12 protein-coding genes are annotated in these 14267 nt (G+C 38.0%); 5 read left to right on the top strand and 7 right to left on the bottom strand.

Going from position 1 to position 14267, the window contains the following annotated elements; all coding sequences use genetic code 11:
• Nucleotides 1–6: 6 nt before the first annotated feature.
• From AAV97_RS10460 to fimA, 6 genes are read right to left on the bottom strand one after another with little or no spacing between them, the layout of a single operon-like run.
• Nucleotides 7–1182: a fimbrial protein gene (locus AAV97_RS10460; RefSeq protein ID WP_322842833.1), complete on the bottom strand. Its 1176-nt coding sequence runs from the start codon at nt 1180–1182 to the stop codon at nt 7–9.
• Between the two features lie 9 nt (nt 1183–1191).
• Nucleotides 1192–2202: a fimbrial protein gene (locus tag AAV97_RS10455; protein ID WP_046760522.1), complete on the bottom strand. Its 1011-nt coding sequence runs from the start codon at nt 2200–2202 to the stop codon at nt 1192–1194.
• 13 nt (nt 2203–2215) lie between these two features.
• Nucleotides 2216–4822, bottom strand: coding sequence for an outer membrane usher protein FimD (gene fimD, locus AAV97_RS10450; RefSeq protein WP_046760521.1), 2607 nt, complete (start codon nt 4820–4822; stop codon nt 2216–2218).
• Between the two features lie 4 nt (nt 4823–4826).
• Entirely contained in the window at nt 4827–5528 is a 702-nt protein-coding gene (locus tag AAV97_RS10445; RefSeq protein ID WP_042088393.1) for a fimbria/pilus periplasmic chaperone, read from the bottom strand.
• Nucleotides 5529–5547: 19 nt separating this feature from the next.
• Nucleotides 5548–6027, bottom strand: a complete 480-nt coding sequence (locus tag AAV97_RS10440; protein WP_046760520.1) for a hypothetical protein — start codon at nt 6025–6027, stop codon at nt 5548–5550.
• A 54-nt stretch (nt 6028–6081) separates the two neighbouring features.
• Nucleotides 6082–6639 (bottom strand): type 1 fimbrial major subunit FimA, encoded by a 558-nt coding sequence (gene fimA / locus AAV97_RS10435; RefSeq protein ID WP_009586731.1) that lies wholly within the window; start codon nt 6637–6639, stop codon nt 6082–6084.
• Between the two features lie 755 nt (nt 6640–7394).
• Between fimA and AAV97_RS10430 the strand changes: the two genes are divergently transcribed.
• From AAV97_RS10430 to zigA, 3 genes are read left to right on the top strand one after another with little or no spacing between them, the layout of a single operon-like run.
• Nucleotides 7395–8132 (top strand): D-Ala-D-Ala carboxypeptidase family metallohydrolase, encoded by a 738-nt coding sequence (locus tag AAV97_RS10430; RefSeq protein ID WP_009586704.1) that lies wholly within the window; start codon nt 7395–7397, stop codon nt 8130–8132.
• A gap of 2 nt (nt 8133–8134) precedes the next feature.
• On the top strand, nt 8135–8539 hold the full coding sequence (locus AAV97_RS10425) for a hypothetical protein (RefSeq protein WP_009586718.1): 405 nt from the start codon (nt 8135–8137) through the stop codon (nt 8537–8539).
• A gap of 8 nt (nt 8540–8547) precedes the next feature.
• Entirely contained in the window at nt 8548–9774 is a 1227-nt protein-coding gene (gene zigA / locus AAV97_RS10420; RefSeq protein ID WP_009586727.1) for a zinc metallochaperone GTPase ZigA, read from the top strand.
• 104 nt (nt 9775–9878) lie between these two features.
• On the opposite strand, the gene AAV97_RS10415 is transcribed toward zigA, so the two are convergent.
• Nucleotides 9879–12131 (bottom strand): TonB-dependent siderophore receptor, encoded by a 2253-nt coding sequence (locus AAV97_RS10415; protein ID WP_046760519.1) that lies wholly within the window; start codon nt 12129–12131, stop codon nt 9879–9881.
• A gap of 317 nt (nt 12132–12448) precedes the next feature.
• On the opposite strand from AAV97_RS10415, the gene AAV97_RS10410 reads away from it, so the two are divergent.
• The gene (locus AAV97_RS10410) at nt 12449–13690 is read left to right on the top strand and encodes an NADH:flavin oxidoreductase/NADH oxidase family protein (protein ID WP_046760518.1); all 1242 of its coding nucleotides are present in this window, start codon (nt 12449–12451) and stop codon (nt 13688–13690) included.
• Nucleotide 13691: 1 nt separating this feature from the next.
• Entirely contained in the window at nt 13692–13814 is a 123-nt protein-coding gene (locus AAV97_RS21550) for a hypothetical protein (protein WP_265597205.1), read from the top strand.
• The last annotated feature ends 453 nt before the right edge of the window (nt 13815–14267 follow it).

Raw genomic sequence — 14267 nt, 5'->3', positions numbered from 1 at the left:
ATTCTCCTAGGGAAAGTCAATCCGTATATATGCTCTGGAATTAAAAGGACCAAGTGCAGGTTTGTTTCCTGTTACACTAACTGGCCATGCTTTAAAAGATATGGTCGCGTTTTGGTTTTGATTCAACTGAAATTCAGAAAAACTGGATAAATTGTTTGGAATCAAAGTTTTGCCATTGAGGTCTGAAATTTTAAAGCCGACATCATTATTGTTAGAGACCAACATATCCCCTTGAGATTTTTCAGATTCAATACGGAAGGTGAGTGTTGCCGCAGCATTCATGTTGGAACACTGTACGGAGACACTTCTGGTTTGTGGATCGATAGAAGCGGGTTTATTGCCTGCGCCTGCTTGGTTAAATTCAGAGGCAAGAATGTCACCAAATTTAATATCTAAAACTGTTCCAGAATCAATGCTACAAGACTGTGGTGCAATAATTTGTCCAGTATAACTAATGGTATATACGGGGTAATAGAGTGGGTCAGTAGGGGAAGTGGTCACATAAACGGTAAACATGGTTTTTGATGGAATGGATACACTGCCTACAAAGGGTTTAACCACTTTCAGGCGAAAGCGTAAGTTTGAGTCATTTACAGGAAAAGACCCTCCCGTACTTACGTTAGGATGACTACCCATATTTATTCGAGCTGGAGGATGAAATGTACCAATAGCACTATCATTAATTTGCATTGCACCCAACAAATATTCATTGATTCGTATAAATTGATAAGCACCAATTTTTTCAACGATTGGCTCATTGGTTACATAAGCACGATTAGTAAAATTATACGATGTACTTGATGGATCGCATCGGGCTTCAAGTGTTTCGGAAAAATTCCTGATCAAATCTTTTATTTGTCCTGCGGCATTATTACTCGAAGTAAATGTATCCGATAAATTGTAATTAACTGAATCAACAAAATTCTTTCCTTTTGCATTCCAACATTGTTTTGCAAAGGATTGAGTTGAACTAATGAACAGGAGTGAGAGTAATAAATATTTGAATTTCATCGTGTAGAGCTTGTGGCTTAAAAAATTGCGAATAATCTGAGAGCATATTTCAGCAGCATAAAGGGTTAGAGCATTTAACTTTGGACTGAATGCTGGCGTATATAAATACCCTTGATACGTTAAATATCGAGGTTTGATTGGACTGAACACGTATGTCGTGTGATTTTTCATATTTCAATCCTATGGGAAATCAATTCGGATAAATGCTCTGGAATTAAAAGGACCAAGTGCAGGTTTTTTCCCTGTTACACTGACTGGCCATGCTTTAAAAGATATGGTCGCATTTTGGTTTTGATTCAATTGAAACTCAGAAGTGCTTAATAAATTATTTGGAATCAATACTTTATTATTAAGATTTGAAATTTTAAAACCGATATCATTATTGTTTGAGACCAACATCTCGCCTTGAGACTTTTCTGATTCGATACGGAAGGTGAGTGTTGCTGCAGCATTCATGTTTGAACATTGAACTGAGACACTTCTAGTTTGTGGGTCGACAGAATTGGGTTTATTGCCTGCACCTGCTTGTGCAAATTCAGAGGCAAGAATATCGCCAAATTTAATTTCTAAAACCTTGCCTGAATCGATGGTACAAGACTGTGGTGCAATAATTCGTCCACTGTAGCTAATGGTATATACTGGATAGTAGAGTGGATCGTTATGTGATGTGGTGACATAAACAGTAAACATCGTTTTTGATGGAATTGATACATTGCCTACAAAGGGTTTAATTACTTTAAGGCGTAATGTTAAATTTGAGTCTCTTACCAGAAAGGGATTACCGTCATCAACATTGGGATCTCTGCCCATAGATTTGCGCGCAGGAGGATAAAATTCACCTATCGCACTATCATTTATTCGCATTGCTGCCAGCAAATATTCATTAATTTGCATATACTGGTAATCACCTTCTCTTTGAACAATTCCTTGCTCGGCTATATATGCACGAACAGTTATACTTTGCCCCCCAGGATACGAAGCAGATGTGCATTGGGCTTTGATGTCCGTGTTAGGATTTATAGTGATCTCATGTATTTGCCCTATAGCATTATTACCCTGAGAAAAGGTTCTCGATAAGTCATAATTAACTTTATCGACTATATTGTAACCTTTGGCATTCCAACATTGTCGTGCATAAGATTGGGTGGAACTGACCATAAGAAGCGAGAGTAGTAAGTATTTAAGTTTCATTTTGTTCAGCCCCTTATTGACATTCAAGTTCAAATTGAACAACAGGTTTAGTCAAATCCATTTGAGAAATGTCATAAGCTGTGCTGCATTTTTCACTGGAGTTTCCGCCCCAATAAGCTTCTAAGGTGCCTTTAAGTGGTAAGCCAGTTAAGTAGACACGACCGTCATCAGCAACCATACTACGGGTAGAACTTTCTGTTTCGATCACACTGCTGGCATAAGGTACAGGTTTGCCATCATGTGATAAGGTCACCAGCGCCCGAACACCGATACTGGTATCAAAGGTTGCTCGAACAATGGCGCCTTTAATTGGAACGACATGTTCAACGTTGTTACGAATTTCCAGATTATTACTAAAGCTGTCTGAGTTCAGTGCGACACGGTTAGAGCGATATTCATTGGCATAAGGCACAATCGCATAACCACGCCAGTCAGTTTTAACGCCAATTTGATTTTCAATATTGACGCCTTTTGCCCCAGATGCTTTGACTAAGATAGAGCTTGAACCTAAAGGTTGACCAAAGGTAATCCCATCACGATGTGCAAGCACGCCACCTGATGCGCTATAGGTAAACTGATTGGAATCTTTTTCATAGCTATAACCCGCGCCAACATTACCGTAGCTGCCGTTATAGGTCACATTTAAAGAGCCAATGTCACCTTGTTGGCTGACTTTGCCTTGGTTAAAGCTATAACTTAAATTTCGATCTTTCAGCAAAGTACCACTGACACCTGCCATATAGGTTTCATCACCATTCGAGTTTTGTGTACTTGAAAACGATGCATAACTATTCTGGATTGGATTGTCAGTAAATTTTGCCTTTGCTAACACCTTGTCTAAAGGAAAAGAAAGGTTCATGGTATACATGGTGTCAGTAATGTCACGCGCAGAGTATTTATTGCGACTGACCGAAAATGAATAGTTTACGGTTTTCCAAGAGTTAGAGTAACCTGCTTGTAACCACTCATCTTTTTTATCGGTGTTCCAGTAAGTTTGTTGGTTTCCTGAAATAAATAGAGAACCGTAGTCTCCAAATGAGTGTGAAATATTGAGTTGGAAGCGACCTTTTTTGGCATTATTTAAATTATAGTAGTCTTCAATATTGGGAAGATCAGTTTGATCTTTACCTGTATTGTAGCCACTCATGTTTTTATTGGTGACATCATTTAAGGTGTAGAAACCTTTGGTCGAATAGCGATAGCCTAAAAGCTGAAAAGTGGTACCCGAGCTTAGTAGTGATTTTGAATATAAAAAACGTAATGATTGACCACTAGATGAACTTTTATCTGCTAACTCACTGTTGGCATGGGTAATATCAAACGAGAAAGCACCGTAGTGTCCAAGATTTGCACCTAAACCCAATAAAAAACTTTTATATTTTTGGGAAAGCTGAGTACCAGAATAAACCGTCATGCCACTGTTCAATCCATGGATCGCTGTTGCTTGTGCGATAAAAGGATTGTCTTGGTTTCTTAATCCACTTCGATACTCACCAAGCGCAATACTGTATTTGGTACGATCTTCACGTTGTAAAATAGGTAGTGTTGAGAACGGCACTTTAAAGGTTTGTAGAGAGCCATCATTTTCTTCAATGGTCACGACCAAGTCACCATTTAAAGACGCTGTATTGATGTCTTCAATTTTAAAAGGACCAGGCGCAACGTTGATTTGATGAACCACATAACCATTTTGCTTAATGACCACTTTGGCATTGGTTTTCGCAACACCATGGATCGAAGGCGCATAGCCTTGTTGGCTATCTGGATACATGGCATCAGATGTAGACAAATGAACACCTCTGTAGCCAAAGCCGTCAAAAATCTCACCTGAAGTTGTACTATCACCGATGATGAGTTGACTTTTGATTGGGGCTACGATGGTTTGCGCATAAGTGTTTAAGTCATTCCATTGGTTTGACGATTTGCCTTGGTGAGAGTTGTAACTCCAACTTCCAGAGTGCCTAAATTGCCATGCGCCAATATTGAGCCCATTGTCCAAACGTAAAAATGCGCTATTGGAATCTGTTTTAGAGTTGTTATAACCTGAGATATTATAATTGAGAAATAAACCATTGATGCCTTCATCCCATTGATCTGGTGAGATATAACCTCTGACCTGATTCATGAGCGATATTTGTGGCAGACTAATATTGAGTTTTTGTTTGTCAAAGTGGAATTGGGTTGTTGCACCTTCAATAATCGAGGTGAAATCTACACATTGTTGAGTGGTATCTGCAAAGCCTTCATATTGGGCAATATTGACACCAAAACCCTTTAAGGTTTTGATGTCTAAACAAGGCAATAAGCCTGTAGAGTCCTGAGCGTCAGCACTCTCAATAAAATTAATATCACGTGTAAATGCATATTGATCATTGACATATACATCGACACGATACACACCAGGTAACTGATGGGTGGACTTATCAAATCTGCTTAAGTCGGAGATTTGTGTGTCAGGCAACCCATCTGACAGGAATTCAGGGTTAAACACTTGGTCAGCATGACTCTCTCTCACCATCACTGCGGATATAAGCATCGTTATCGCCATACCCATCGGGTATCGCTTAATAATTTTCCTTATACGTAACGTATTGGATGATGTTAAATGTAGAGTATTCATATGCTTACTTCAGTTCTAAATTCACTTTAGACGTTAAACCACCATAATCATTGACTGTTTGATAGCTCAAGCTACCGCCAGAGCTGTCTGCGATTTTTGTCTGCGTTAATGGAGGGGCCATCACATTGGGTAATTTTTTGTCATCTAAATAAAGATTGACAAAAGACACATGATAGGGAGATGGGTTATTGACTGTAATACCGTCAGCAGTTTTAGAAAACTTGAGTGTATTCAATGAGTCTTCAGCTTTAGTGGTTAAACCTGTAGGTCGAATAAAAAGTTTGATGCGAGATAAAACCGCAAGCTGTAAAACATTCTTATCGGTCAATGTTGACTTATCAATCGAGGGAATCGCTTTGACATTGATCCAAAACACAGATTCACGATCTTGAGGGAGATTCGGTGCCACATTGATAATACGTAAGGTATTTTCAGCGTTCGCTTCAGCAACAAATAAGGGTGGAGTAATCAGAAAATCTTTAGATTTATTCTCTGAAGAATCTTCTACCCATGCATTGATCAAGAAGCGCTCTTTGCTATTGCTGTTAATGATCGGCAAAGAAACTTGTTTTGCATCGGTTGGATAAATCACACGGGTTGCACCCAGTGAAATACCACCAGAACCATTGGTGTTTGCAAAACTTGTCGCAGTCATACAGGCTAAGGTTATACCAAGAAGACCTTGTTTAAATAAGTTCAAGTTCATATAAACCTTTAGAATTTACTTATGGATAAAAAATAGAAATTAAAAAATGTGGTGGTTGAGTAGGTGAATCTTCAAAAGGCTTATTTAAGTAAACACGTACACTTTTTGGTGATTCATCGTCATAATGTTTAGGTAGATCAATATGTTGGATAAATCTTTCACCTAAACGTTTATGTTCAGCACTTTGAATATTAATTTCTTTATCAAACTCACTTTTTGTTTGTGCTGTGGTGGTAAACATCTCTTTTTTTAACTGATTGGGTTCAGATAAACTGATGATGAGATTGCTATAGTAGTCAACAGAACAGGTTGAAAAGTTAATTTGAATAGGGGATTGGGGAGCTCTAGTCGAAGTATCAACTATACTCTCAATCGAAATTGAGCAACTTTGATTGAGTAAAGCCCCCAGAAATTGAGCTTTTCCACCAAATACATAACTTTCAGCATAAATATGAGTGCTAACCAATATCCCAGCAATCAGGGCTATATATTTTTTCATGGGTAAAATAAGCTCATTTAGTCAATTGCTTAGAAATTATTCCCGAAAGAATAATTACTCATATTTCACTGTAAAGGTTGCATTTGCATTTGCTTGACCAGGTGTAGTGGCAGCATCTGTAGCTACATAACGTGCACTGAACTGAAGCGTGTTATCACCAGTAATCAGCGTTTTTGCTGTTGAGTAATCCGCACCTGTTAAGCCCAATACTTTTGCAGTGTGGTCCGCAATTTCAATACCGACATTTTTTGCTGCGGTGCCGTTTGCATCAGCAGCAGACACTGCTAATAGTTTAGCGCCAGCTGTACCACCTACAGCATTACCTTGGAAAGCAACCGCTGCAGTTGCTTGAACTGCAGTGTCACAGTCGACAAGTTTGATTTCAAAAGGTACAGCAGTTGTTTTATCACCAGCTTTGGTAAAGCTTGCTGTACGAATTTGACCGAGTGTTACGGTTTGATTTGTAGAACTTGTACTTACTGCACATGCAGCATTGACAAGATCGCCTTTAAAGTTGACTGTTCCACCTTTTACTTCAACAGGAGCAGCTAAAGCAGAAGCAGAAACACCGAATGTAGAGATTGCGATTAGACCTAATGTACTAAATTTCATAGTAAAACCTATTCGTTAAAAAAATTGATATTCAACACTTTCTTTTTTGTTTATTGACTTCATTTGTTATGGCATCAATAAACGCTGTTTATTCGTACTGTTTTTTAAAAATAGTGACAGATGTAATAAACACACGAACATATTGATATTTACCGCAAGGGAAAACTTTGTATTTTAAACGCGATTAGATTGTATTTAACGACGATTATTATTTTTGTGACTTTATTTTTATTAATTATTATTATTGTGAATTAAGTCTCTAATTTTGTTTATTTTTAATGTTTAAAATCATGATTTAAATTTAAAATTATTATTTAATATTATGTAGATAATGAAAATTATATGTGAAAAATATTATATTTAAAATGGTTTTGAAATATTAATTTATTACGGTATTGTAATTTTATAAAAAGGCATGCATTTGTTTAGTATTTTTTAATTTAAATTAAAATTTATTATTGTGGTTTTTTAAACAGAAACTGGTGATTGAGAATTTATTTGTTTGAGATGGTGGTTTTTGAATAATACATATTTAAAAGGCTTAAATGAAAATACTTTTAACCCGTTTAAAAAATAATTTTAGCCCATTCTTTGGATGACTTGATGCCTCATTTGTTTAAAAAAAATTAACGATCATATAAGTTGTGTGTGTATTGATGTTTTGATTATATTTGCATTCATTAATTGTTATATTATAACATAACAATTAATTATTGATAATTGAACATTGTCTTTTGAGCTTGGATTTTAGTGAAATGAAACGATGCTACTTTATTGGATTGATTGGATGCGTTTCGGCATGTAGCCAAAACGCATTAGACTCAAAACAACAGTTCATGACGATCAACCAGTCTTTATCCAAGCTCGTTAGGACAAATCATCAAGTAGATAAACAGCCTATCAAAAACGTGCCGGCTTCTTTTTTGGTGTGGGAGCAAGATGCAGTTAACCAACAAGCGATTGAACATTATAAAAAATTTTTAAAACAACAAGGTATACATACTTATGTGCCTAATTTTGAGTTTTTCCAAACTGCGAGAGATTGGCAAAGATGCAATGCAACTGAATTTGAAATTCCTCCTCAAGCGTTGTGGCGCAATATCGTGCCTACACTCAACATTCTGGACCAGCTGATTGATCAGCAGATTTTGAATGATTTCACAGTGACTTCGGTTTATCGAAATTTAAATCTCAACCGATGCGCCAATGGTGCAAGCGCTTCAAAACATATTTTTAATGCGGCTTTAGACTTTCGAATTGGTTCTGAAATGCCAGATGAAAAAGAATTGGTTGTTATTCAAGGCACAAAAATAAAACTTTGCAAGTTTTGGCATGACTATGGTCAACAACTCAATATGGGTTTAGGCGTCTATCCATCGGGGCAAATCCATATTGATAGTGCAGGTTATCGCACTTGGGGAGCAGATCATCGTTATCACTCATCTCCATGTATGAATACTTTTCTAAACAATCATAAAAAGCAGGATCAATAAAAATGAAACAAGCTCAGGCGCAGCAAATGCTTTTGCAAATTTTACAGGCAGAACATAAGGCAATGAGCGCATATCAACTTTTGGAAAAAGCCAAGCCTTATGGTTTTCAAGCCCCTATGCAGATTTATAGAGTACTTAAACAACTGTGTGAGCAGAAACTTATTATTAAACTGAATAGTTTAAATCTATATATCGCCACAGTTGCAAATTTGGAAACGCCTTATCAAATCTTAACGGTCTGTACCCATTGTCAACAGGTGCAAAGTATTGTCATTCCCCATTTTGACAGATGTGTCAAACAATCCTTAAACGCAAAAAAATTTAACGCCAAATGTGAATATTTAGAAGTCCTCGGTCAGTGTTTTGCGTGTGTATCGGCGCATGAAAACCATACAATTTTAAAGTGAGAATGCCAATGAATAACTTATTAGCCACTCCCCAAAAGCTTCCTGTCACTGTTTTATCAGGTTTCTTAGGTGCTGGAAAAACGACTTTACTGAATCATATCTTGAATAATCGTGAGGGTCGCAAGATTGCAGTGATCGTCAATGATATGTCTGAGGTCAATATTGATGCTGCTTTAGTTCGAGAGGGCGGTGCAGAACTTTCACGGACCGATGAAAAGTTGGTTGAAATGAGTAATGGTTGTATTTGTTGTACCTTAAGAGAAGACTTATTGGTTGAAGTCCGACGTTTGGCAGAGGAGCAGCGCTTTGATCAATTGGTGATTGAATCTACAGGTATTTCTGAACCTTTACCAGTTGCAGAAACCTTTACTTTTGAAGATGAAAATGGCATTTCACTGAATGAATTTGCCCGTCTTGATACGATGGTGACTGTGGTTGATGCCTATAATTTTTTAAAAGACTATAGCTCTCTGGATAGTTTACAAGCGAGAGGCGAGTCATTAGGGGAACATGATAGTCGTAATGTGGTTGATTTATTGATTGATCAAATTGAGTTTTGTGATGTGATTGTGCTGAATAAAATTGATTTGATTCAGCCACCCGAGCAGGACAAGCTGTTTAAAATTTTACAATCGTTGAACCCCCGAGCAAAAATTGAAGTTTCTGAATTTGGTCAAGTGAATTTGGATCGAATATTGAATACTCATTTATTTGATTTTTATGAAGCCGCACAAGCGCCGGGTTGGCTTAAAGAACTGCGCGGTGAACATACCCCCGAAACAGAAGAGTATGGTATTCAAAGTTTCGTTTATCGTGCCAGACGACCATTTCATCCGCAAAGGTTCTTTGATTTTATTCAAACTGAATGGCAAGGTGTCATTCGTTCTAAAGGTTACTTTTGGTTGGCATCAAATCCTGAGTTGGCAGGATCTTGGTCACAAGCAGGTGCGTTGGCAAGACATGGTGTGGCTGGATATTGGTGGGCAGCCGTGTCTGATGAACATTGGCCAGAAGATCAGCACAGTCTGGATGTCATTCAGGGAAACTGGGATGAACAAACAGGTGATGCTCGCCAAGAAATTGTTTTAATTGGACTGGATATGAATCAATCTGAATTAATTAATCAATTGGATGCATGTTTGTTGACGGATACAGAAATGGCATTGGGTGCAGAAAAATGGCAAACTTTTGATAATCCATTTAGTGATTGGGCGGATTCTATCGCAACCCATTAATCCATGATGTATAGCTCAGTCAGTGTCTAGTTGTGAGTATGGTTTAAAATGAGTGCTTTTAGTCAAGCACTCATTTTTTAATCCAATGAAAATCTTAGATTAAATTAAAACTTTGCTCTTAATGTAAGGGTGACATTACGCGGTTCACCCCAATAAACGCCGTTATAAAAACCGACATTTAAGTAGTATTTTTCATCAAATAAATTATTGATATTTAGACTTGCAGTCAGCTCATCACTCAATTTATAACTAGCAAAAGCATTTGCCAAGTAATAAGCCTTTTGAGTGACTACACCACCATTGTAGGCATTTGCAGGTGCTCCTCCCCATCTTTGTGAGATTTCACTTTGCCAGTTGACGCCACCACCTATCGTCAGTTTTTCTGAACCTGACCAAAGACTTTCAGGCAGGGTATAACTGCTAAATAATTTCACTTGGTTTTGAGGAATATTGCTTAAAGCATTAGCGTTTGCAGAACTGACACTATTGACATAAGTATAACCAAAACTTAGATTCCAGTTTTCCTGTAATTTACCAATGGCTTCTAATTCAAAACCATTGACTTTAAGCCCTTTGCCCGTTGACATATAGGCAGTATCCATCTCATCAACTTTAGCAATGGTGCCGTTTTTTACACCTTCGCGGTATTCAACATCTTCTACAGCAAGGTCTTTGACATCTGACCAAAATAAAGCCGCACTGGTCAATAACTTACCGTCCAATAAATCCGCTTTTAAACCAAGCTCACTGGTACTGCCCATTTCGGGATCTAAATAGTCACCAAAGCGATCTCGTCGTGTAGATGGATTGAATACTTTGGTATAGCTGGTATAAGCAGTATAAGTATCATTGAGGTCATATAGAATCCCTGCATAGGGGATGAGCTGGTCAAAATTACGTGGCTTTGTAGGAGAAACAGCAGCGTTAGGATCCCATTTATCGACTTTGTAATCATAGGAACTATAACGCGCGCCTACAATTAACTTAAGCGGGTCAGCCAGATTTAAACGTAAAGTTGAATATACGCCGTAAAGTTCTGTGGTATTGGTACTACCTGCACCATTTTTTTCATAACTTGGTTTTTTAATATTGCCAGTCCACTCTCGATAATCTGGTATAGCTGTTGGATAAGGAGGGGGAGAGTTGTTGAGATCAGTTTTTACACCCAAGGATGTACTTTCACTCTTAAAACCACTATATCCAATGATTAAATCATGTTGGCGGTTTAACAATTGGAACGGACCTGTCGCATAAAAATCAATATTGAGCTTTTTACTTTCAGCATAAGGGCTGACCATACTCCATAGACTTAAACCTTTACCTGTGCTTGGGTCTGGAAAACCACTCCCACCATAAGCCACGATCCAACTGTTATCCGAAGTGCTGTGGGCAATTGCTGCTTTTACCAACCAATCATTGGCAAAAGTATGTTCTATATCTGCAAAAACTGTTTTATCTGTATTGGCAATTGAGCTCCAGTCCGCAGCCAAACTAAAGTTTCGCGAAAAATTTGCTTTACTTCCATCAGCATTGAAATAGGGCACTGTTCCCCACGTTGAGCCTTTAGGGTCATTGTCTTGATATTGGAACCCAACAGAGGCAGTTGTGTTTGCCGTTAAATCTGCACTGATAATCCCCATCGCGGCTGTTGACTTTAGTTTATAACGATCCATATAGGATTCTTTGTCAGTATACGCTGCCATGAATCGGCTTCTAACACTGCCATCTTGAGTGAGTGGAATAGAAACATCGGCTTCAACACGGGTGTTGTCCCATGAGCCATAGGTGGAGCTGACATTGCCCTTAAACTCTTTTTCAGGACGTTTACGAACCATATTGATGGTTGCAGAAGGGCTTCCTGTTGAACCTGTTAGACCTGATGCACCTTTGACGACTTCAATACGGTCAAAGAAAAAGCTGTCGAAGCGAGGAGCGTTGTCACCTACAGGCATACCATCAATTTGTCGGTTGCTGATTGCAAAGCCACGGGAATAGTAGTTAGAACGTTCACTGTCATTCTTTGTTGCTGTTACACCGGGAGTGGCAGCAAGTACATCATCCAAAATAGTGAGACCACGTTGCTCAATTTGTTCACGTGTGACTACACTGACAGATTGTGGTGTTTCTTTTAAAGATAACTTGAGTTTCGAAGATGATCGTGATGAATTGGCTTTATAACTGCCACTTCCTTCAGTTTTTTCATCTTGGGTATCTGCTTTGACGGTAATGGTTGGGAGAACAGACAGATCAGTATTGGATGGTTGTTCTTGTGCAAAAGCAGTATGGGAAATTGCACCACATATCAAGAATGACTTGATTGCAATGTTTAATGCCGTTTGTCGAAATTGCTTGTCCATAATAGTGATAAATTATGTGAATAAGAATTGTTATTATTATCAATAAGATTACAAAAATCTACGAAAATGTCATAATTTATGAATAATTATTTTGATTTTTAAAGAGAAAAAAAGATTTAAATCTATATAATATATTGTTTTATATGTAATTTTTTAAAATTAAATACATGAAAATTTATTGTTCATTTCATTAAACTCATAATGATTAAATGTATCAGAAAGTAAATTGATTGGGAGCAAAATTGTTCCAAAAAAAAGATTGACATTAAAGTTAACTTTAAACTTAAAGTAGAACTATACCCAATGAGGCGATAAAAATGAAAGTCTTCGAAAAATTGATATTTCCAAATGGTTCTGAGATTGCCAATCGTATAGCGAAAGCTGCGATGGAAGAAAATATGGCAGATTTAAATCACGCACCTTCTGAAGCATTGATGCGTTTATATCAAGCTTGGGCTGATGGTGGTGCAGGACTGATTATTACAGGCAATGTCATGGTGGATCGTCGTGCAATGACTGGACCTGGTGGTGTGGTACTTGAAGATGATAAACACTTGGACATTTTTAAACGTTGGGCTCAGATAGCACGTTCTCAAGGGGCACAAGTTTGGTTGCAAATTAACCATCCTGGTCGCCAAATGCAGTCCAATCTGGGGCAAGCAACTTGGGCACCATCTGCTGTTGGATTAGATTTAGGCAAAATGTCAGATCGTTTTAATTTACCAATTGAAATGACTCAAACGATGATTGATGAAGTGATTCAACGTTTCGCTAATACTGCTCGGTTAGGCGAAAAAGCAGGTTTTACGGGAGTCGAAATCCATGCAGCGCATGGCTATCTATTGAGCCAGTTTTTATCACCGCTCAGTAATAAACGCCAAGATCAATGGGGCGGTTCACTTGAAAATCGTGCACGTCTTTTACTTGAAATTGTCAAAGCAGTTCGAGCAGTGGTCTCAGATCAGTTTACGGTGGCAGTGAAACTTAATTCAGCAGACTTTCAGCGTGGAGGTTTTAGTGCTGAAGATGCTCAACTTGTAGTCGAAATGTTGAATGAATTGGCGGTCGACTTGGTTGAACTTTCAGGTGGCAGTTATGAAGCCCCTGCGATGCAAGGACAAGCGCGAGATGGTCGAACATTGGCACGTGAAGCCTATTTTTTGGAATTTGCGCAAGAGATTCGCAAGATTGCCAAAATGCCCGTGATGGTCACAGGTGGTATTCGCCGTAAACAAGTTGCTGAACAGGTGATAGAGAGTGGTGTCGATATGGTTGGAATTGCTACGGCTTTAGCCATTGATCCAAACTTACCTAATGCATGGAAGCAAGGACAAAATATAACACCAACTTTGAAAGCAATTTCATGGAAGAATAAAACGCTTGCATCACTTGCCAATATGGCAACAGTTAAATTTCAGCTACGTAAACTCAGTTTAGGTAAAACGCCCAATCCTCAAGTGTCCCCCTTATGGGCATTGATTTTACAGCAAACTGCGATGGCACGTCGTACTCGTCAGTATAAGCATGCGATGGCAAATATCTTAAAAGCGAGAGGGTAAGATGAAACAAAATCATGATTTGAATTGGATGATTTATGGTGCAAATGGTTATACGCCTGCTAAATTGATGGGTTATCAGTTCGTTACTCAGCTTCGAGGTTCAGGCGAATTGGTGATTTGTTAATATTCAAAAGTTGAGTGAAGTAAGATGTCGATTGAGTTGTACTTCTTATTCACTCTTAATTGACTCAAAATGTATGAATAAAGAAAAACCAGATCAAGTGATCTGGTTTTTTATCAGGTGTGACAAGTTTTCGAAAAATTAATTTAATCTGAGTTCGATAAAAATCATTGATGAAAGATGATACAGCCAAACCTCCTGATTATTCATACAAGTGATTTGGATGATTCATTTATTTTGTACTTTTCAATCATAGATGGTCTTGCTATCGTGAGGCGACATGGATGTCGCCATGTTGAGCGGGGGTATGAGGATGTACCCCTCGCTCAACGAAAGATTTTTGTCACTTTTCATCTCTGAAAAGTGAAGCATCGCCTACGCAAAACAATTTAAACTTTAGAAGTAAAGCGTGGCAGTGCAAGCTTTAGATCATCAAACAATCTATTGATCGCTTTC

It is taken from the genome of Acinetobacter sp. Ag2 (assembly GCF_001005515.1).
Taxonomy (GTDB): Bacteria; Pseudomonadota; Gammaproteobacteria; order Pseudomonadales; family Moraxellaceae; genus Acinetobacter; species Acinetobacter bereziniae.
The sequence above is the reverse complement of the archived record's forward strand: the minus strand, read 5'-3'. Positions and strand labels throughout refer to the sequence as shown.

Bases quoted from the DNA above. Each gene is read 5' to 3' on its own strand.
- AAV97_RS10430 (WP_009586704.1), top strand. From the start codon at position 7,395: ATGAAACGATGCTACTTTATTGGATTGATTGGATGCGTTTCGGCATGT.
- fimD (WP_046760521.1), bottom strand. From the start codon at position 4,822: ATGAATACTCTACATTTAACATCATCCAATACGTTACGTATAAGGAAA.
- zigA (WP_009586727.1), top strand. From the start codon at position 8,548: ATGAATAACTTATTAGCCACTCCCCAAAAGCTTCCTGTCACTGTTTTA.
- AAV97_RS21550 (WP_265597205.1), top strand. From the start codon at position 13,692: ATGAAACAAAATCATGATTTGAATTGGATGATTTATGGTGCAAATGGT.
- fimA (WP_009586731.1), bottom strand. From the start codon at position 6,639: ATGAAATTTAGTACATTAGGTCTAATCGCAATCTCTACATTCGGTGTT.
- AAV97_RS10425 (WP_009586718.1), top strand. From the start codon at position 8,135: ATGAAACAAGCTCAGGCGCAGCAAATGCTTTTGCAAATTTTACAGGCA.
- AAV97_RS10460 (WP_322842833.1), bottom strand. From the start codon at position 1,182: ATGAAAAATCACACGACATACGTGTTCAGTCCAATCAAACCTCGATAT.
- AAV97_RS10455 (WP_046760522.1), bottom strand. From the start codon at position 2,202: ATGAAACTTAAATACTTACTACTCTCGCTTCTTATGGTCAGTTCCACC.
- AAV97_RS10445 (WP_042088393.1), bottom strand. From the start codon at position 5,528: ATGAACTTGAACTTATTTAAACAAGGTCTTCTTGGTATAACCTTAGCC.
- AAV97_RS10440 (WP_046760520.1), bottom strand. From the start codon at position 6,027: ATGAAAAAATATATAGCCCTGATTGCTGGGATATTGGTTAGCACTCAT.
- AAV97_RS10410 (WP_046760518.1), top strand. From the start codon at position 12,449: ATGAAAGTCTTCGAAAAATTGATATTTCCAAATGGTTCTGAGATTGCC.
- AAV97_RS10415 (WP_046760519.1), bottom strand. From the start codon at position 12,131: ATGGACAAGCAATTTCGACAAACGGCATTAAACATTGCAATCAAGTCA.